The sequence below is a fragment of the Sphingomonas sp. PAMC 26621 genome (assembly GCF_000251145.1).
Lineage (GTDB): Bacteria > Pseudomonadota > Alphaproteobacteria > Sphingomonadales > Sphingomonadaceae > Sphingomonas.
The window spans coordinates 48,629-67,486 of record NZ_AIDW01000014.1; the positions used below are offsets into that span (position 1 = coordinate 48,629).

Below are 18,858 nucleotides of genomic sequence, written 5' to 3' on the forward strand. Positions count from 1 at the left end.
ACGCCTCAGATCACGGAAGCTCGATCTGCCCGTTCATGCCGGGCCAGTCCGAATAGCCGACGGCGCCGCCGCCATACCAATATTGCTTCGGTGCCTCGGCAAGCGGGGCGCCGGTCCGGAGCCGATCGACGAGATCGGGGTTGGCGAGGAAGGGGCGGCCGAAGCTGAACAGGTCGGCGTCGCCGTCCGCCAGCGTCTTCTCGGCAAGCTCGAGCGTGTACTGATTGTTGGCGATATAGGCGCCCGAGAAGCGCTTGCGCATTTCGTGGAAGTCGATTCCATCGGGCACGTCGCGCGTCTGCTGGGTCACGCCTTCGATATCGTGGATGTAGAGCAGCCCGATCCCGGACAGGGCGTCGACGAAGGTGTCGAACGTGCGTCCGACCTGGCCGTCGAGCGGGGTCTTCCCGGGCTCGGTCGTCGCCGGCGAGATGCGGATGCCGACACGGTTCGCGCCCCAGACCCCGACCACCGCACGGACCACGTCGAGCGGGAATCGCAGCCGGTTCTCGATCGAACCGCCATAATCGTCGGTGCGCTGGTTGGTGCTGTCGCGGATGAACTGCTCGAGCAGATAGTTGTTCGCGGCATGAACCTCGACGCCGTCGAACCCAGCCGCCTTCGCCTGTTCGGCGGCGTGGCGATAATCCTCGACGATGGCGGGAATCTCGTCGGTCTCCAGCGCGCGCGGGGTGACAAAATCCTTCATCCCGTCATTGGTGAAGGCCTGCCCCTCCGCCGCGATCGCGGACGGTGCCACGGGCAGCGCACCGCCGTGGAGGTCGGGGTGCGAGATACGGCCGGTATGCCACAACTGCAGGAAGATCTTGCCCCCACGCCGATGGACCGCCGCGACGATCGGCGTCCACGCCGCGACCTGCGCGTCCGACCAGATGCCGGGCGTCATCGCATAGCCGCGGGCCTGGGACGAGATGTTCGTCGCTTCGGTGATGATCAGGCCGGCATCGGCCCGCTGCGCATAATAATCCGCCGCGAAGGCCGGGGGGATCCCATCCTCGTTCGAGCGGCTGCGGGTGAGGGGGGCCATGACGATGCGGTTCTGCAACTGCAGGTCGCCGATCGTGACGGGTTGCAGGACGGGGCTGGCGGGCTGTTCGGACATCTTTGGGTCTTTCCGTGGAAGGGAAGCGCGAAGGGAAGACCGCTGTAACGCTTGAGCGCGCAGTTGATCCCGAGGGCGTGGCGGACACTGCGGCGGCGCGTCGCACGCATCGGACAGGTGTCTGTCGAGCGTCGTGGCGGCGGAATATGACCAGCCTTAGCGGCGCGGTGATCGGTACGACGTCTGGCTTACGAATGACGACGGCGCAGGCACGGCCTGGCGTGCAACGGATTCCGTCGAGCAGGGCGCAGTTGGGAAATGTTCAGTGAAGATGTGGAGCGGGTGAAGGGAATCGAACCCTCGTCACTTGCTTGGGAAGCAAAAGCTCTACCATTGAGCTACACCCGCCTATCAACGGCAACCCGCTGATCGGGTCGGCATCGGGGTCCGGATGGCACCCTATGCGCGACGTGGCGGGCCAATGCCACGTTTCGAACGGGGTCGTCAACGGGGATAAGACGATCCGCGCAAACTCCCGCGATGCCGGCCGATCGCCTCGCCCCGTCGACGCGCCGCGGGACCACCGGTACCGCGGCGACATCGTCGTCATCCGGCGATGGTCGCGACCGAGCCGGAGTCGACCCGGATCCCGGCGCCGTTGATGAAGCTCGCCCGTTCCGAACACAGGAAGGCGACCGCGGCGGCCACTTCCTCCGCCCGGCCACGGCGCTTGAGCACCATCCCGGGTCGTTCCTCGTCGAGGAAGCTCGCGATCGCATCGTCGAAGCTCTCGCCGCGTTCGTCCGCACGCTTGCGCATCATCGTATCGGTCATCGGGGTCGCGATGAACGCCGGGGAGACGGTGTTGACCAGCACATTGTCCCCGCCATAGGCCTTGGACAACCCCTTCGCGAGGCTGAGGATGCCGGCCTTGGACGCACAATAAGCGAGTTCGTCGATATAGGGCTGGACCCCGTCCTCCGACGCGAACAGCACGATCCGGCCCCAGCCGCCCGCGCGCATCGCCGGGATCGCCTCGCGACACATGCGGACCGCGCCCATCAGGTTGATGTCGAGCGTCTGCTGCCAGCCGGCGTCGTCGACCTCAAGGAAATCCCCGGTCGCGCCGGTGACCCCGGCGGCATTGACGTAGATGTCGGGGTTGCCGAGTTTCCCGCGAACCTCCGCCCAGATCGCGCTGACATCGTCGATCCTGGTCACGTCGCCGGTGACCGCGATGACGTCCCCGAGCGGCGACAGCTCGGCAACCGCCTCGTCGAGCGTCCCGCCGGCTTGATCGGTGATCGCGACGCGGACGCCCGCCTCGAGCAGCAGCTTTGCCGTCTCCTTGCCCATGCCCGAATCCGCGCCGCTGATCAGCGCGATACGGTCCTTGATGCCGAGATCCATGGTGAACTCCTTACTGTTTGGATGCCAGAAAACGGTCGGCGGTGCGAAGTGACAGCGCCATGATCGTGAGCGCCGGGTTGGCGGCCAGCGCACTCGGGAAGATCGAATTGTCGCAGATCAGCAGGTTGGGGATGTCGAAGCTGCGACCGTCCGGGTCGACCACCGCCGAAGCGCCATCCCGCCCCATGCGGCACGTGCCGATGGTATGCGCCGAGCGGCTGACGGAGAAAATGTCGCGCGCGCCCGCCGCCGCCCATATGTCGGTCAGCGTGCGGCGCGCGTGCCGATCGATCGCCCGTTCGTTATCGTGATAGCTGTAGTCGATCCGCGCCTTGCGATGCCCGAAGGCGTCGGTCTCGTCGGCGAGCGTCAGCCGATTGTCCTCGTGCGGCAGGCATTCGCCGTTGATCCCGATCCCGGCCATGCTGTTGTAACCGCGCAGCAGCGTCTGGAGACGCTCGCCCCACATGCCCGCGCCGCGCGCGAGCCCGGTCGCGAGGTTGACCGGGAGCACGCCGAGGCTCTGGATCAGATAGCCGCTCGCACAGCCGATGTCGCCGGGGCGCATCATGTCCTCGCTGATCAGCGAGGAGGGATAGCCGCGGTTCATCCGCATGTCGGCGTCGAACCGGCCCCAGACCTGAGTCGCGACATGCGCCATGAAATTGCGCCCCACCTGACCGCTCGAATTGGCGATCCCGAGGTTGAGCAGCAGGCGCGGCGTCTCGACCCCGCCCGCGCACAGGAAGACGGCGGAACAGCGCTGGCGATGCTCCCGGCCGTCCTGCCAATAGACGACCGCGCTGATCCTGCCGCTTCGATCGAATTCGAACGAAAGAACGCGGGACTCCGCGCGGATCTCGGCACCGTGCGCGACCGCGGCGGGCAGGTACGTCGTGTCCATGCTGGTCTTGGCGGCGTTGCGGCAGCCCTGATGGCAGGCACCGCAATTGACGCAGGCCTGCCGCTGCCCCCAGTGCGGCTGGTCACGATCACGCGACACCAGCGCGGCCGGCGCATCGGTCGCGCGAATGCCGAGGGCGGCACAGCCGCGCGCCATCGCATCGGCGGAGGCGTTGCGCGCTACCGGCGGGTAGGCATAGCGCCGCGTCGCATCCCACGGATAGTCGGCCGGCCCGGATACGCCGGTAAACTGCTCGACCTCCGCAAGGTAGGCGGTGAGCGCGTCATGGTCGATCGGCCAGTCGGCACCTTCGCCGGTCAGCGTCTGCAACTGCAGGTCGCGCGGATCGGGGCGCGGGCAGAACGCGCCCCAGTGGAGCGTCGACCCGCCGACGCCCATGCCCGAATTGTTCGAACCGAACGCGGTGGGGGTCGATCCGCCACTGAGACGTTCCTCCATCCAGTAGATATCAGCAGCCACTTCGTCCGCGACGTGATCGTCCGGACGGAAGGCACGGCCGGCCTCGAGCGCGACCACCGACACACCCGCCTGCGCGAGCCGGGCCGTCAGCGGCGCGCCGCCCGCGCCGGTGCCGATCACGACCGCGTCGACGACATCGTTGGCGGCATGCCGTGGCGCGTTCAAGACGATTGCTCCACGGGGCGCTGCCACGTTTCGAGGTCATCCGCGGCAGTGCGGGTGTACCCCTGCTTGCGCGGACCATCGCCGCCGTTCGCGAAGCCGTCATAGCCGATCGCCGCCATCGTCGCGGGGAGGGACATCCAGACTCGCGCGGTTTCGGCACGTACGTCCTCGAACCACAGCCGCATCTGTTCGGCGGTCAGTTTCGAGTCGTCTTCCGCGATGCCGGTCTCGCCCGCGTCGATGCACTCGAGCAGGGCCGCCTGCGCCGTGCCCGGCGCGGTCGCGAACCCCCCTTCGAACGCGGCGAGCGTCGCGAGCCCGCGCGTCCATGCCGCGCGATCAGCGGGCAAGGCCGCAAAGCGCCAGCCGTCGCCCGGACCCTCGGCGATCCCGGCGAGAATCCGGTCCGCCAGCGCGCGGTCCGCGCCGCAATCGGGGAGGATCTGCCCGACCAGCGCCGCCATCGTCGCGACGTGGTCGTCCGTCCACGACGACAGGTCGGAGGAGGGGGGATGGAGCCGGTCCACCATCGCGGCGCGCGTCCGGTGGCTGACGCGATCGGAGTCGAGCAACCGCGCGAACCGGGCCGGGAGTGCCGCCGGTTCGACCATCGCGGCGTGACCGTCGATCAGGCCGGCAAGCACCTGCGGCTGTTCGTAAGGAATGAGATGCGCCGCGCCTTCGACCACCCGCAGCTCGGCGGTGGCATAATGCGGCAGGTTGAGCCGTCGCTGCGCCTCCGCGCCGAGATCGCCGTCCTCCGCCCCCGCGAGGATCAGCGCGGGGATCGGGACCTGCCCTGCAATGGCGCGCCAGTCCTCGCGGCTGCCGCGCTCGAGCCAGCCGAGCCACGCTTCCCGGCTCGATCGCTGCACGTCGGCGATCGCCTGGTCCCGGGCTTCGCCCGCCAGCGGGGTTGCGGTATTGGCATCGACGAACGTCACGGCATCGTCACGCGTCGGCGACCGATCGGCGAACCACCCGATCATCTCGGCGCGGCGATCCTCGTCCATCGGTTCGGGCGCGGGCGGTGAGGCCGCGACCAGCACGACGCCGAGGACGCCCGACAGGCCGATCTCCCCGGACGCAGCGCGTGCCGCCACCAGGGTGACGATCTTGCCGCCCATGCTATGCCCGACCAGCACGCAGGCGGTGAGGTGACGCGACCGGATTTCCGCCGCGAGCCAATCCGCCATTGCGGCGACATCGGCATATCCCGCGTCCGCCGCATCGCCGAACCCGGGCAGGTCCAGCGCCACGCAGGCACGGTGCGGCAAGTGCTCGACGACACGATCCCATTCTTTCGCGCTCGCGCCCAGCGCGTGAAGAAATACCAACGTCGGTCCGGTCATGCAGCCTCGCAAATTCCCCTCTGCGTGACGTTGCAGCGACGGGTACGTTCCGGTGAAACGCCCGCGGAACCGAATAATTCCGCCGCCGCCCCGCGCGCCCGGTGCGCGCGCCTGGTCAGACCGTGACTTCGCCCTCGTCCGTTCCATCCCAATAATGCACCCGCACCGCGCGCACGTGGATCATCACGAGACCGGGGGTGTCGATGCCTTGCGGAAACCAGCGGTCGAGATCGGACGTCCAGCGCTCGGCAAACGCCTGCTTGTCGCGGACGATCTGGCCCGCGCCCTCGACCGCGACGAACAGCGGCGGTTTGCCGAGCAGCCCGGCGCTGCCCTGGAACGACAAGGCGACGTGCGGATCGCTCGAAATGTCGGAGACGGTGCGCGCATCATCGTAGCTGAAGTAGAAGCTGTCTCCCTGCCATTCGACTTCGCCGTTGTTGCTCATCGGGCGGGTCGCGAGCTGGCCGCCTTCGGTCCGGGTCGTGAGCATCGCGAAGTCGATCTTGCCCATCGCCTTGGCGAGATCGTGCAGGGTCATCTCGGTCATCAGGTCTTTCCTCAACTGTCGGAGCATGCCGCCCGGACGGACAACGCCGCAAAGGCCGGGATAGACCCGCTCAAATCCACCGGGCGCTCCCGCCGGCGCGGGCGGATGCTCCAACACAACGGTTGGCGATTCGCGCGGGAGACGCCAAAGAACGGTGATGTCCGGTACACCGACTATTTCGACCCTGGCCGAACTCGCCGAACTGGCGGGAGTCTCGGTTGCGACGGTCTCCCGCTCGCTCGCGGGAAACGCGGTCATCGCGAAGGCGACGCGCGACCGGATCGTCTCGCTCGCGACCGAACACGGCTTCAAGGTCAACCAGGCCGCGCGCAATCTCCGGCTCAAGCGGACCGGCGCGATCGGTGTCGTGCTGCCGCTCGGGCACGAGACCGAGCAACATTTGTCCGATCCGTTCTTCATGAGCCTGCTGGGACCGCTCGCCGATGCGATCGCGGATCGCGGGCATGACTTGCTGCTGTCGCGGATCATCCCGAAGGACGATCGCTGGCTCGACGCGATCGTCGATGCCGGGCGAGTCGATGGCGTCATCGTGGTCGGCCAGTCGAACCAGATCGATGCGATCGAACGCGTCGCCGAACGCTATCGCCGGATCGTCGTGTGGGGCGCGATCATGCCCGACAAGACGCAGGTGACGGTCGGCAGCGATAATGTCGCGGGCGGGCGGATCGCGGCGGAACATCTGCTGGCGCAGGGGCGGCGGCGGCTGGCGTTCTTCGGCAATACCGAGGTGCCGGAATTTGCCGCGCGCTATGCCGGCTTCCAGCAGGCGCTCGCCGCATCGGGGAGCGGGCAGGCGACGTTGCTGCCGGTGCATCTGACGAGCGAGGCGTCCTATGCCGCGATCGAGGCGTATCTTGCGGGGCATTCGTCGCCCGACGGGATCGTCGCGGCGTCCGACGTGATCGCGATGAGCGCGCTGCGGGCGCTGTCCGCGCATGGCAAGCGCGTCCCGCAGGACGTGAGCGTCGTCGGCTATGACGACGTGGTGATCGCGATGCACACCAACCCGCCGCTGACGACGGTCCGGCAGGATGTCGCGCGCGGGGCCGCGGTGATGGTCGACCTGCTGTTCCGCCGGATGGAGGGCGAGGACGTCCGATCGGTCGAGATGGCGCCCGAGCTGATCCTGCGCGCGTCCGCCTGATCAGGCCACGGCGAGCTGCGGCTGTGGCTGCGGCGCGCGGACGAACCAGGTCGCCACCGCCGCGGCCAGCATCATCCCCCCGCCGAGCAGCAGCACGTGGCGCGGATCGCCGCCCAGCAGCGGACGATAGGCGAGCCATACGAACAAAATCTCGACCATCATCGGGATGACGATGAACATGTTGAAGATGCCCATGTAGACGCCGGTCCGCTCGGGCGGGATCGCGTTGGCGAGCATCAGATACGGGTTGCCCATCAGGCTGCCCCAGCCGATCCCGATCCCGACCATCGCGACCACCAGCAGCGGGATCGACCCGGTCGAGGCGATCGTCAGCATCGCCGCGCCCGACAGCACCATCGCGACCGCATGGATCGGCCGTGCGCCGAACCGCCGCGCGAAGGGCACCATCGCGAAGGCCGAGACGAAGGCGACGAGATTGTAGAACGCCCCGAGCTGGCCGTTGAGCAGCCCCGCGTCGCGAAACCCGACGCTCCCGGGATCGCTGGTGTGGAACACGCCGCGGGCGAGCGCGAGCACGACATATTGCCAGTAGCAGAACATGCCGAACCACTGGAACAGCATCGCCACCGCAAGCTGGCGCATCGTCGGGGGCATGTCGCGGATTGCGTCGACAAGGCCGGTGACGGTCGAGCGCAACGACAGCGGATCGGCGGTGATCGCGGCGTCCTCCTCCGGCGTCAGCGGCAGCTCGGGGACGCGCCAGACCGACCACAGGATCGTCGTGATCGACAGCACCGCGCCGATCAGGAAGCTGATCCGCGTGATTTCGGGGATGCCGTTGCTGTCGAGCGTGTCCTTGTTGAGGCCCCACCAGACCAGCAGCGAGGGGGCAAGATAGGAAAGCGTCTGCGCGAGGCCGGTGAACGCGCTCTGCGTGAGGAAACCGAGCGGCCGCTGCGCCGCATCCAGCCGGTCGCTGACATAGGCGCGGTACGGCTCCATCGTGACGTTGTTCGCGGCGTCGAGCACCCACAACAGGCTCGCCGCCATCCACAGCGTCCGGCTGTACGGCATCGCGAACAGGCACAGGCTGCACAGGATCGCGCCGACGAGGAAATAGGGGGTGCGGCGCCCGAGGCGGGTCCGCGTCCGGTCGCTCATCGATCCAATCAATGGCTGGATGACCAGTCCGGTCATCGGACCGGCGAGCCACAGCAGCGGCATGCTGCCCTCGTCCGCGCCGAGATAGCTGTAGATCGGCCCCATGTTGCTTTGCTGCAGCCCGAAGCTGAACTGCAGGCCGAGGAACCCGAGGTTCATCTGCAGGATCTGCGCGAACGGCAGATGGATCTTGCCGACCGATACGCTGGTCACGTCTCTCTCCCGAAACGGCGGACTGTTGCCACCCTGCAACGGCGCATAAGCGATCCCGCAAACGATTGCAATTTTCGTCTTGCAAACGTTTGCACGAATCGATTAGGACCGGATCGAGCCGATAAACGGCCATGTTGTTTCCAGGAGAGTGATATGTTGAAAGGGCGCACCCTTTTTCTCGCGACGACCGCGCTGCTGGCCGCCACGCCGGTTTTCGCACAGCAGACCCCGGCCCCGGCGGCTGCGCCGGACCCCGCCGCCGAGCCACCGGCGAGTGACGACATCATCGTCACCGCGGTCGCGCGCGGGCAGAACCGCCTCGACAGTTCGGTTTCGGTAAGCTCGCTCAACAGCGATGCGATCGTCAACGCCGCCCCGCGCTCGACCGCCGAGCTGTTCCGCAGCCTGCCGGGCATCCGGTCCGAATCCTCGGGCGGCGAGGGCAATGCCAATATCGCGGTGCGCGGCCTGCCGGTCGCCTCGGGTGGCGCCAAGTTCCTGCAGCTCCAGGAAGACGGGCTGCCGATCCTAGAATATGGCGACATCGCCTTCGCCAATGCCGACATCTTCCTGCGCGCCGACTTCAATGTCGCGCGGATCGAGGCGGTGCGCGGCGGTTCCGCCTCGACCTTCGCCTCCAACTCGCCGGGTGGCGTAATCAACCTGATCTCCAAGACGGGCGAGCAGGAGGGCGGCTCGATCCAGGGCACCGTCGGGCTCGACTACGGCGAATATCGCCTCGACGCCGATTACGGCGGCAAGCTCAGCGATACGCTGCGCTTCAACGTCGGCGGGTTCTACCGCGTCGGCGAGGGGCCGCGGCGTGCGGGCTATGACGGCAACAAGGGCGGACAGATCCGCGGCAACATCACCAAGACCTTCGACCGGGGCTTCTTCCGCCTCAACGTCAAATATCTCGACGATCGCGCGATCGCCTATCTGCCGAGCCCGGTCCGCGTGACCGGAAGCGACAGCAACCCGACCTACCGCTCGCTGCCCGGGCTCAGCGCCAATACCGACACGATCCACAGCATCTATTTCACGCGCGCGGTCACCCTCGACGGGGCGAACAACCGCGAGGTCGACGACATTCGCGACGGGATGCACCCGGTCGTCAAGGCGATTGGCTTCGAAACCGAATTCGAGGTCGCCGACGGGTGGAAGGTCAGCGACAAGTTCCGCTATTCGGACATTTCGGGGCGCTTCATCTCGCCCTTCCCGGCAAGTGTCGACACCGCGCAGAACCTTGCCAATGCGATCGGTGGCCCGGGGGCGATCCTGAGCTATGCCAACGGCCCGAATGCCGGGCAGGCCTATGCCAACCCGACGACGTCGAACGCGATCGGTGTCGTGCTGTTCAATACGAAGCTGAACAGCCTCAACAACATCACCAACGATCTGCGAGTCAACCGGCGGTTCAATGCCGGGGACGGGACGGTCGACTTCTCGGCCGGCTTCTACAAGTCGCGCCAGACGATCAACGTCGACTGGACGTGGTCGTCCTACCTGCTCGACGCGAAGGGCGACAATGCCGCGCTGCTCAACGTCCGGACGGCCACCGGCCTGTCGCGGACCGACAACGGGCTGGTCGCGTATGGCGCGTCCTTCTTCGGCAATTGCTGCCGTCGCAGCTACAACGTCGACTACGACACCAACGCGCCGTTCGCGTCGATCGGCTACACTGGCAGCGGCTTCAACGTCGATGCCAGCGTGCGCTATGACACGGGGAGCGCCCGCGGCTTCGTCATCGGCGATGGCCCGGTGACGAGCTTCGACGTCGACGGCAACGGGACGATCTCCTATCCCGAGACGCAGACCACCATCCTGCCGCTCAACAGCCCGCAGCCGGTCAACTACAACTTCCACTATGCGTCCTATTCGTTCGGCGCGAACTATCGGCTGGCGAGCGACCTCTCGGTCTTCGCGCGCTACAGCCGCGGCGGTCGCACCAATGCCGATCGCTTCCTGTTCAACGCAAACAATGTCAGCGCGACCTCGGGACAACTCCAGCCCGGCGCGCGCCCGGTCGATTTCGTCCGCCAGGCCGAGGCGGGGGTGAAGTACAGCCATGCCGGGCTCAACCTGTATGGCACGGGCTTCTGGGCGAAGACCGCCGAGCAGAATTTCGAAGCGACGAGCCAGCGGTTCTTCGACCGGACCTACCGCGCTTACGGCGTCGAGCTCGAGGGCAATTACCGGATCGACGGGTTCAGCCTCGCCGCCAGCGGGACCTATACCAAGGCCAAGATCATCAGCGACAACGTCACCCCCGCGGTGATCGGCAACCGCCCGCGTCGCCAGGCCGAGTTCGTCTACAAGGTGACGCCGCAATATACGACCGGGCTGTTCACGCTCGGCGCGAGCGCGATCGGCACGACGTCGAGCTACACGCAGGACACCAACCAGCTGAAGCTGCCCGGTTTCACGCAGGTCAACGCGTTCCTGAGCGTGCGTCCGGTGGAGCGGGTGCAGGTCTCGATCAACGCGAACAACCTGTTCAACACCAAGGGCTTCACCGAAGCGGAGGAGGCATCGATCCCCACCAACGGCATCGTGCGCGCGCGCTCGATCAACGGCCGCACCATCTCGGCCGCGCTCAAGCTCGACTTCTGAACCGACCGCCCCGGGCGCCATCCCGCCCGGGGCATCTTGACGCCTGATCCAGTGAGTAGCCCGCTATGACAAGTCTCTGGTCCCGCGACGCGGTCGCCGCGATCGCGGATCGGCCGATCCCCGAGGTGCCGCGGATCGCCGCGCACAGCATGCCGCCGGTCCTCCCGGGGCAGGACCTGTGGGATTACTGGCCGGTCCAGGAACGCGACGGGCGGACCGCGACGATTGCCGGCGGCATGCTCCAGATGCTGCTGTCCGCCCCGGTCATGCCCGACCCCGAATCCCGCCACGCGCTTGCCCGCATCCGGTTGATGCACGAGACGCCGAACGGCTGGTGCGACCTTGGCACCATGTTGCCCGACGGGCTTGCCCCGGGGAGCCGTGAATGGTCGGGATCCGCCATCGTGACACCCGGGCATGACCGCGTGACGCTCTACTTCACCGCCGCCGGGCATCGCGGCGAGGCCAAGCCGAGCTTCGACCAGCGCCTGTTCGAAACCACCGCCACGCTGTCGGTCGAGGCAGGCGTGCCCCGGCTGACGGACTGGACGACCCCCATCGAGTCGGTCGTCGCCGACGGCGAGATCTACACGCGCGACATGGCCGGGGGCGGCGCGATCGGCACGATCAAGGCGTTTCGCGATCCGGCGTGGTTCCGCGATCCGGCGGATGGGGCCGAATATCTCGTCTTCGCTGCCTCGCTTGCGCAATCGACGTCGCCCTATAACGGCGCGGTCGGGCTGGCGCGGCGCGTGCTCGGGGGCTGGGCGCTGCAGTCGCCGCTGATCACGGCGGACGGGGTCAATAACGAGCTCGAGCGCCCGCATATCGTCCACCACGACGGGCGCTATTATTGCTTCTGGGCGACCCAGCGGAAGGTCTTCGCGCCGGAGGGACCGTCGGGACCGACCGGCCTGTACGGAATGGTCGCCGACCGGATCGAAGGGCCATGGACGCCGCTTAACGGGAGCGGTCTCGTCTGCGGCAACCCGCCCGCCGCGCCGCTTCAGGCGTATAGCTGGCTGGTGCTCGCCGACCTCAGCGTGTTGAGCTTCGTCGACCGGCCCGGGCTCGCCGCGAACCCGGTGGATGCCGCCGAAGCGCGCGCGCATTTTGGCGGCACGCCCGCGACGCCGTTCCGGATCGTGCTGAACGGCGACCGCGCGGCGGTGGCCTGAGGCAGCGAACGGCCGGGCCGTGCCGCTGCCCCGTACGATCAGTTGATCGGCACGCCCCCGGTGACCGCGATCACCGCGCCCGTCATGTAACTGCCCTCGGCGGAGGCGAGCAGGACATAGGCGGGGGCAAGCTCGGCGGGCTGGCCCGCGCGGCCGAGCGGGGTGTCCTGCCCGAGTTCCTCGAGTTCCTGCGGAGACTTGGCGATCGGCTGGATCGGCGTCCACACCGGACCGGGCGCGACCGCATTGACGCGGATCCCCTTGGCCGACAGCAGGTTGGACAGCCCGACCGTCAGGCTCGAAACCGCGCCCTTGGTGGCGGCGTAGACGATCATGCTCTTGGTCGCGACCTTGGCCTGCTCGCTGGTGGTGTTCACGATCGCGGACCCAGGCTTCATGTGCGGCGCGGCGGCCTTTGCGAGGCGGATCATCGCAAAGACGTTGGCCGAGAAGGCGGACTGCATCTCGTCGTCGTCGATGCTAGCGATGTCCTCGTTGATGGTCTGCTGGGCCGCATTGTTGACCAGCACGTCCAGCGCGCCCAGTTCGGCGACGGTGCGCTCGACCAGCGTCGCGCAATGCGCGCGATCCCGAAGGTCGCCCGGCAACAGCAGGCAGCGCCGCCCCGCCTGCTCGACCCAGGTGCGCGTGTCCTCGGCATCGTCCTGCTCGACCTCGAGATAGGAGATCGCGACGTCCGCGCCTTCGCGGGCATAGGCGATCGCAATCGCCTTGCCGATCCCGGAATCGCCGCCGGTGATGAGCGCGACCTTGCCCGCGAGCAGGCCCTTGCCGACATAGCTCTGTTCGCCATGGTCGGGCTTGGTCTTCATGTCGGTGGTCAGGCCGGGGCCCTGCTGCTGCGGTTCGCCGGGGAAGCTGGTGGGCTGGCTGGTGCGGGGGTTGTCGGTCATGCGGTTCTCTTTCCTGCGATGTCGCTGACCGAACGGTCGTGACCCGGTTAAGTGCCCGCGATTCCGCTCAGTCCGGCGCGCGGCGGCGGGTGGGGGCGTGAAAATCGGCGGGTTTGTCCGCGATCCAGCGCAGGAAGCGCGCGATGTCGGGCTGGACCCGCAACGCGTCGAGCTCCGCAAGGCCTGTCGCGAGATCGTGGTTGGAGACGCAGGCGTGGATGGTGCGGTGGCAGATCGGGTGCACCGGCAACACCTCGGTCCCGCCACGACTCTTGGGGATGCGGTGGTGCCACTCGACCTTCCGACCGAGCGGTCGTGCGCATAGCCCGCAACGTTCGGCCTCGGAAGGTAGGAGCGCGCGCGCGTCCGCCTGCCGCAGTCCTTCCATCCGCTTCACCCGTCCGCCCATTTTCCCAACATGGTAACCCCCGCGCGCGCTGCCAAGGGGCGTTGAGGATGCGCCATAACCGACTGTTCAGGCTAGCGTTTCGAGTCTTATCGGCAGGTTTCGCACACGGCGGCCCGTAGCGTTGAAGACGGCGTTGGCGACCGCGGCGTTGACCCCGATGATCCCGATTTCGCCGAGCCCCTTCACCCCCTCGGGGTTGACCGCGGGATCGTCGTCCTCGAGCAGGATCGCGGTCATTGCGCCGACGTCGGCGGCGGTCGGCACGAGATATTCGGCAAGGTCGCGATTGAGATACGCGCCGGTCCGTGGGTCGACGATCGTCTCCTCGAGCAGCGCCGCGCTCTGGCCCCAGATCATCCCGCCGAGCAACTGGCTCCGCGCGGTCAGCGGGTTGAGGATTCGGCCCGCGGCGAAGGCCCCGACATGCCGGCGGATTCGCACCTCGCGGGTATCGGCATGGACCCCGATTTCGACGAAATGCGCGCCGAAGGTCCAGGCAAGCTTGTCCTTGGGGGTGCTGGCGAGCTTGAGATGGCCCTTGCGCAGGTTGTCGATCGTCGACGGCTCCGACCCCGGCGGGGTGAAGGCGACTTCCACCGACCGGTCCGCGCCCGCCGGCTGCGCCAGCAACTGCCGACAGGCTTCGGCCAGCGCGTTGACCAGCGTCGTGCTCGTCGCCGATCCGCCCGAGATGCCCGCGGCGGGCAGGGCGGTGTCGCCCAAGTCGACCCGCACCTTGCCAACCGGCACGTTCAGCCGCTCCGACGCGGTCATCGCGAGCAGCGTATAGAGGCCGTTGCCGATTTCGTGATGCGCGGTTTCGACGTGGACCGCGCCGTCGGCGGTTTGCGTCACGCGGACGATCGCGGCGCCGATCTTGACCGGGCGCGCGGCGGCGGCGCAGCCGTGGCCGACCAGCCACGCGCCGTCGCGGGTTGCCCCCGGCTCGGCGGATCGTGCGGCCCAGCCGAACGCGGCGGCGCCGGCATCGAAGCAGCGCATCAGGGGGCGCGTCGTGAAGGGATCTCCCGTCACCGGATTTTTCAAGGTATCGTTGCGGCGGCGAAGCTCGACGGGATCGATCCGCAGCGCATGCGCAAGTTCGTCGACCGCGCTTTCGAGCGCGAACAGATACGGCACCTCAGGCGGAGCGCGCATCGGCCCCGGCGTGTTGCGGTCGACCCGCGCGACGCGTTCCGCGCTCGCGATATTGGGGCAGGCGTAGAGCGCGGTGGTGACGTCGGTGCCCTCCATCGCGAACGTGTCGAACCGCGAGGTCGCCACCTCCGCGGTGTGCGACAGCGCGACGAAGCGGCCGTCCGCATCCGCCCCCAGCCGGATCGCATGCTGCGTCTCGGTACGATGGTTGGCGATGGTGAAGCCGTCGGCGCGGCTGACCACGATCTGGACGGGCCGCTGGAGACGGCGCGCGGCGATCGCCCCCAATACCGTATGTTGCGACAGCGCGAGCTTGGACCCGAAGTGCCCGCCGATGAAATGCGCGACGACCCGGACCTTGGCGGGGTCGATCCCGAGCTGCGCCGCCAGCCCGTTGCGCGCCGCGCCCACGAAGCGGGTGGGTTCGTAGACGGTCAGCGTGTCGCCATCCCAGACGCTGGTCGTGGTCGGCAGTTCGATCGCATTGTGATGCTGGATCGGCGTAGAGTAGCGCGCGTCGACCGTCGTTGCCGCCGTGGCGTAGGCGGCGGCGAAATCGCCGACGTGCGGGTCCTCGAAGCCCTCGCGCAGCGTCGCGAGCGGGACGGCGTTCGCGCCCGGATCGCCGCGTTCACCGACATGCGGCGCGGCTTCGTAGCCGGTGCGGATCGCGTGGGCCGCCGCCTGCGCTTGTTCCAACGTCTCGGCGATGACGACTGCAACGATCTGGCCGGCATAATGGATTTCAGGCGAGGCCAGCGGGCGCAGCGTGCTGTTGGCCCAGCCGTCCGCCATCATGTGCCCGATCGGCGCTACCGCATTGCCGACGTTGCGCCACGTCAGGATGTCGAGCACGCCTGCGCCCTGCAACGCCGCCGTCGTGTCCATCCGCACGATCCGGCCCCGCGCCATCGGGCTGGTGACGAGCACGCCATACGCCATATGCTCGGGGTGGACGTCGCCCGGGAACTCGGCGGTGCCGCAGACCTTGGCGGGTCCGTCGATGCGGGCATGCGGTTTGCCGAGGGTCGCGCGGTCAGTGGATTGCGGGGCGTTGATTTCCATTTGATATCAACGCGCGAACGCGGCGGAGTTCCGCTATCCCGCAAGCGCCACGCGGTACACCGCATGATGCGTCAGGACGAACAGCGTCCGCCCGTCCGCGCCGCCGATCAGCAGTTGCAGCGGGCGCGTGGGTATGTCGATCCGGCCCAGCGCACTGCCGTCCGCGGCGTAGACGAACACTTGTCCGTTCGCGACATAGACGCGGCCCTGCGCATCGACCGCGACGCTTTCGCCGCCACGGTTCGCAAACGGTTTGAGGTCGACCACTGCGCCTTGGGCCGCGAGCCGTCCGCGATAGGTCCTGTTCTCGGACCCGTTGGTGACGAACACCGGTTCGCCCGGTCGCGCTACGGTGAAGCCATGCGCATCGAGCGTGTCCGAAAAGCGCCAGCCGCGGAAGGACGACGGACCCTGCTGGAAGGTGCGATAGGCGGGCAGGGCAATGCTGCCATCGGGCGAGACATACTGCTGCGGCTTGGCGAGCGCCATGTCACGCGCGTACATCTCGGCGAGGGTCGGGTAGGTGTAGCTCCTGAGGTCCAGCTGATCCTTGAATTCGCCATTGACCCAGGTGTTTACGGGCAGAACTGTCGCCGCGGTGGGATGATCGCTCGCAGGCGTTGGAGCGATCGTCACGATCGCGCCGTCGCGGGTGCGCGGGTTCAGACTGTAGACCGTCCCGTTGCGCCCATCCGACGACAGGACGAGCAGGTCGCCGGACTGCTGGACCGCGAGATTGACCGCGTCGAGCGGCGTGTCGCTGACGATCGACAGCCCGGTATCGGGCGCCCAGCGATGGATCCGCTGCGCATGCCGGTCGACGAAATACAGCGACCCGTCCTGCCCGATCGCCCCACCCGAAGCCGAGTAGAAGCCGTCCGCGATCCGCTCGGCGGTGCCGAGCGACGGCGCTTGCGCAACGGAAGCTGCCGCCCCGGACAGGTCGAGCGCGGCGAATTCGCGTTCGCGCACCTCCTTGCCCGAGGCCATGTCCTGGATCGCGTTCTCGTACGGAAATTTGCTGACGCGTAAATAGGTTGCACAGCCTTGCTCGTCGCAGGTGCCAAGCCCGCTCTCGGCGTTGACGTGGACGTTGCGGAACCGGACGGCGTTCGTCCCGTACAGCCGCACCGCCGTCGGCGCCGGCTTGATCGAGCGGGTAACGCGGTACGCGTGATAGTTGGCGATCAGGATATCGCGCGAATCGCGGATCTCGAACGAGGTCGCGTCCTGGCTCTCGCCGGCTTCCTCCTCGGTCTGCGGCGCGAGGAATTCCCAGTTGGCGACGTGGTCGAGCACGAACTCGCTGCGCGCGTGGTGCTCGCTCGACATCTGATAGACGTGACCGGGCGTCGTCGTGTCGGACACCAGCATCCCCGCCGAGGCATAGGTATCCGGGGTCCACAGGTTGGCGAAGGTCCCGCCGCCGCCGCGCGTCACCCACAGGCTCGGATATTGCGCGTCCCAGCGTTTGGCGGGTTCGGCGTCGCCGCTGTGGTTGGCATTATACGGATCGAACCGCGATCCATCGGCGAGATCGGTGCCGTGACCGCCCTGGAACTTGACGTCCTCGACCAGCGACTGCGCGCCCGCCATCCACAGCAGCGCGGTCGCACGCGGGTTGATCCCGCCGGTGAACAGCCCGAGCCCGGAGACGATCGCAGTCCCGCCGTGCGCGCTCTCGATCAGCGGTTTGGCGCTGCCGACCCCCTGGAAGGCGGGCGTGCCGTCGGGGAGGATCAGCTGCGTCAGGCTCGGGTGGAGCGCGACCAGCACGCTGTCGGGCCGGAGCTTGAGCGTATCGGTGACGACATAGCGGCCGGCAGGGAAATAGACGGTGCGGTGCGTGTCGATCGCGTGCTGGATCGCAGCGGTGTCGTCGGTGTGGTCGTCGCCCTTCGCGCCGAGCGTGCGGACGTTGGTCCACGTCGTCGTCGGGGGCAGCGCGCGGATTGCAAGCGGCGCGGGCGCTGGAAGCCGGGGGATCGGCGCGGCCTTCATCACCGTCTGGTAGGTGCCGGTCGTTCCCAGCCCGGGAACCATCAGGCCATAGCCGAAGGACGCGACGCGGTAGCTGCTGCCCGCGCCGCCGACCGTCCGCCCGCTGTCGCGGAACCGCGCGAACACCGGCGTCGCGCGCGCCAGCGCGTTCTCGAAGCCGATCTGCGTGAAGACGGTGTTCTCGTTGCTGATGACGACCGCGGCCTTGGTGATGAGATCGAACCGGACGTCCTTGCCCCACAGCCAGTCGCCATAGCCCCGGTCGATATCGATCGCGGTCGGCATGTCGCGGAACGCGACGTTGACCAGCGTGAGGTTCGCCTCATGCTCGCGGATTCCCGCCTCGCGTTGCCCGTCGAAGCTCGAATCGAGCAGCGTGAACTGCCAGGCGGGGGAGGGTTTTTCGGTCAGGATGCCATAGCGGCCGCCGTGGAAGTGCAGGTCCTGCGCCTGGTTGGCGACCTGATACAGTCCGGCGAGCCCCGACCCGATCTGGAAGTCGATATGCGCGAGATAGGAATGTTGCGCGGCGTGGAAGCGGATCGCGGTGGCGGCCGGGTTGCCCTTGCCGATCACGAAATCCACGTTCGACAGCGCGGGATAGAAGGTGCCGGGATTGGCATCCGCGATCGCGGGATTGAACGGCACGCTGCCGGGTGGCGGGAAGGGCGTGCGATAAGCGGCAGCCGTATCGACCGCGCCGGGTTTCGCGCCGGCGAAGATCACCATGTTGGCGAGCCCCTGCTGGAAGCCGGGGGTCGCATCGCCGAGCACGATCACGGGGCGAGTCGCGCCCACCCCGAACACGCGCACCCCGGGCCAGAGGAAGATCGTCCGGCTGATCCGGTAGCGCCCCGACGGCACGAACACGATCCCGCCGCCACCCTTCGCCGCCGCCGCATCGATCGCGCCCTGCAGCGCCGCCGTATCGTCCGCACGCCCGTCGCGCACGCCCGCGACGGTAACCGCGCGGGGGTCCTGCGGCGCGGTCCGATAGTAAGACGTCGAGGCGAACGCGGGTGCCGCCGCCCCGCACAGGCTCGCCAGCAGCGTCAGACGGAACGGGAGCGGCCTGGCGGCCATGATAGGTCCTTCA

The 18,858-nt window shown here is 67.8% G+C and carries 13 protein-coding genes and 1 tRNA gene; 3 read left to right on the forward strand and 11 right to left on the reverse strand.

Going from position 1 to position 18,858, the window contains the following annotated elements; all coding sequences use genetic code 11:
• Positions 1 to 10 precede the first annotated feature (10 nt).
• The 6 genes from RI03_RS06665 to RI03_RS06690 all read right to left on the reverse strand — a co-directional run bounded on the left by RI03_RS06665 (position 11) and on the right by RI03_RS06690 (position 5,924).
• Positions 11 to 1,123, reverse strand: coding sequence for an alkene reductase (locus RI03_RS06665; RefSeq protein ID WP_010216091.1), 1,113 nt, complete (start codon positions 1,121 to 1,123; stop codon positions 11 to 13).
• 274 nt (positions 1,124 to 1,397) lie between these two features.
• Positions 1,398 to 1,471: transfer RNA gene (locus tag RI03_RS06670), tRNA-Gly, on the reverse strand.
• A gap of 198 nt (positions 1,472 to 1,669) precedes the next feature.
• Complete coding sequence (locus tag RI03_RS06675; protein WP_010216092.1) at positions 1,670 to 2,473, reverse strand: SDR family NAD(P)-dependent oxidoreductase; 804 nt, start codon at positions 2,471 to 2,473, stop codon at positions 1,670 to 1,672.
• Between the two features lie 10 nt (positions 2,474 to 2,483).
• Positions 2,484 to 4,022 carry a GMC family oxidoreductase gene (locus tag RI03_RS06680; RefSeq protein ID WP_010216093.1) on the reverse strand — a complete coding sequence of 513 codons (1,539 nt, stop codon included), beginning with the start codon at positions 4,020 to 4,022 and terminating at the stop codon, positions 2,484 to 2,486.
• Entirely contained in the window at positions 4,019 to 5,374 is a 1,356-nt protein-coding gene (locus tag RI03_RS06685; RefSeq protein WP_010216094.1) for an alpha/beta hydrolase, read from the reverse strand. The genes RI03_RS06680 and RI03_RS06685 overlap by 4 nt, the downstream gene beginning before the upstream one ends.
• 115 nt (positions 5,375 to 5,489) lie before the next feature.
• Complete coding sequence (locus RI03_RS06690) at positions 5,490 to 5,924, reverse strand: pyridoxamine 5'-phosphate oxidase family protein (protein ID WP_010216096.1); 435 nt, start codon at positions 5,922 to 5,924, stop codon at positions 5,490 to 5,492.
• A gap of 157 nt (positions 5,925 to 6,081) precedes the next feature.
• On the opposite strand from RI03_RS06690, the gene RI03_RS06695 reads away from it, so the two are divergent.
• Positions 6,082 to 7,089 (forward strand): LacI family DNA-binding transcriptional regulator, encoded by a 1,008-nt coding sequence (locus tag RI03_RS06695; protein ID WP_010216098.1) that lies wholly within the window; start codon positions 6,082 to 6,084, stop codon positions 7,087 to 7,089.
• On the opposite strand, the gene RI03_RS06700 is transcribed toward RI03_RS06695, so the two are convergent.
• Positions 7,090 to 8,424, reverse strand: a complete 1,335-nt coding sequence (locus RI03_RS06700) for an MFS transporter (RefSeq protein WP_010216100.1) — start codon at positions 8,422 to 8,424, stop codon at positions 7,090 to 7,092.
• Between the two features lie 153 nt (positions 8,425 to 8,577).
• Here RI03_RS06700 and RI03_RS06705 point away from each other — a divergent pair, with 153 nt between their 5' ends.
• Both RI03_RS06705 and RI03_RS06710 read left to right on the forward strand, forming a co-directional pair.
• The gene (locus tag RI03_RS06705) at positions 8,578 to 11,037 is read left to right on the forward strand and encodes a TonB-dependent receptor domain-containing protein (protein ID WP_010216101.1); all 2,460 of its coding nucleotides are present in this window, start codon (positions 8,578 to 8,580) and stop codon (positions 11,035 to 11,037) included.
• A 65-nt stretch (positions 11,038 to 11,102) separates the two neighbouring features.
• Positions 11,103 to 12,215, forward strand: coding sequence for a glycoside hydrolase family 68 protein (locus RI03_RS06710; protein WP_010216102.1), 1,113 nt, complete (start codon positions 11,103 to 11,105; stop codon positions 12,213 to 12,215).
• A gap of 38 nt (positions 12,216 to 12,253) precedes the next feature.
• On the opposite strand, the gene RI03_RS06715 is transcribed toward RI03_RS06710, so the two are convergent.
• The 4 genes from RI03_RS06715 to RI03_RS06730 form a co-directional block, all read right to left on the reverse strand.
• Positions 12,254 to 13,129, reverse strand: a complete 876-nt coding sequence (locus RI03_RS06715) for an SDR family oxidoreductase (protein WP_010216103.1) — start codon at positions 13,127 to 13,129, stop codon at positions 12,254 to 12,256.
• Between the two features lie 67 nt (positions 13,130 to 13,196).
• On the reverse strand, positions 13,197 to 13,517 hold the full coding sequence (locus tag RI03_RS06720; protein ID WP_010216104.1) for an HNH endonuclease: 321 nt from the start codon (positions 13,515 to 13,517) through the stop codon (positions 13,197 to 13,199).
• 87 nt (positions 13,518 to 13,604) lie between these two features.
• A complete protein-coding gene (locus RI03_RS06725; protein WP_010216105.1) occupies positions 13,605 to 15,761 on the reverse strand; it encodes a xanthine dehydrogenase family protein molybdopterin-binding subunit in 2,157 nt (718 codons plus the stop codon).
• A 33-nt stretch (positions 15,762 to 15,794) separates the two neighbouring features.
• Entirely contained in the window at positions 15,795 to 18,845 is a 3,051-nt protein-coding gene (locus tag RI03_RS06730; RefSeq protein ID WP_010216107.1) for a glycosyl hydrolase family 28-related protein, read from the reverse strand.
• Between the last annotated feature and the right edge of the window lie 13 nt (positions 18,846 to 18,858).

Excerpts from the sequence above, each read along its gene's own strand:
- RI03_RS06665 (WP_010216091.1), bottom strand. The coding sequence starts at position 1,123 with ATGTCCGAACAGCCCGCCAGCCCCGTCCTGCAACCCGTCACGATCGGC.
- RI03_RS06675 (WP_010216092.1), bottom strand. The coding sequence starts at position 2,473 with ATGGATCTCGGCATCAAGGACCGTATCGCGCTGATCAGCGGCGCGGAT.
- RI03_RS06685 (WP_010216094.1), bottom strand. The coding sequence starts at position 5,374 with ATGACCGGACCGACGTTGGTATTTCTTCACGCGCTGGGCGCGAGCGCG.
- RI03_RS06690 (WP_010216096.1), bottom strand. The coding sequence starts at position 5,924 with ATGACCGAGATGACCCTGCACGATCTCGCCAAGGCGATGGGCAAGATC.
- RI03_RS06695 (WP_010216098.1), top strand. The coding sequence starts at position 6,082 with ATGTCCGGTACACCGACTATTTCGACCCTGGCCGAACTCGCCGAACTG.
- RI03_RS06705 (WP_010216101.1), top strand. The coding sequence starts at position 8,578 with ATGTTGAAAGGGCGCACCCTTTTTCTCGCGACGACCGCGCTGCTGGCC.
- RI03_RS06710 (WP_010216102.1), top strand. The coding sequence starts at position 11,103 with ATGACAAGTCTCTGGTCCCGCGACGCGGTCGCCGCGATCGCGGATCGG.
- RI03_RS06715 (WP_010216103.1), bottom strand. The coding sequence starts at position 13,129 with ATGACCGACAACCCCCGCACCAGCCAGCCCACCAGCTTCCCCGGCGAA.
- RI03_RS06720 (WP_010216104.1), bottom strand. The coding sequence starts at position 13,517 with ATGGAAGGACTGCGGCAGGCGGACGCGCGCGCGCTCCTACCTTCCGAG.
- RI03_RS06725 (WP_010216105.1), bottom strand. The coding sequence starts at position 15,761 with ATGGAAATCAACGCCCCGCAATCCACTGACCGCGCGACCCTCGGCAAA.
- RI03_RS06730 (WP_010216107.1), bottom strand. The coding sequence starts at position 18,845 with ATGGCCGCCAGGCCGCTCCCGTTCCGTCTGACGCTGCTGGCGAGCCTG.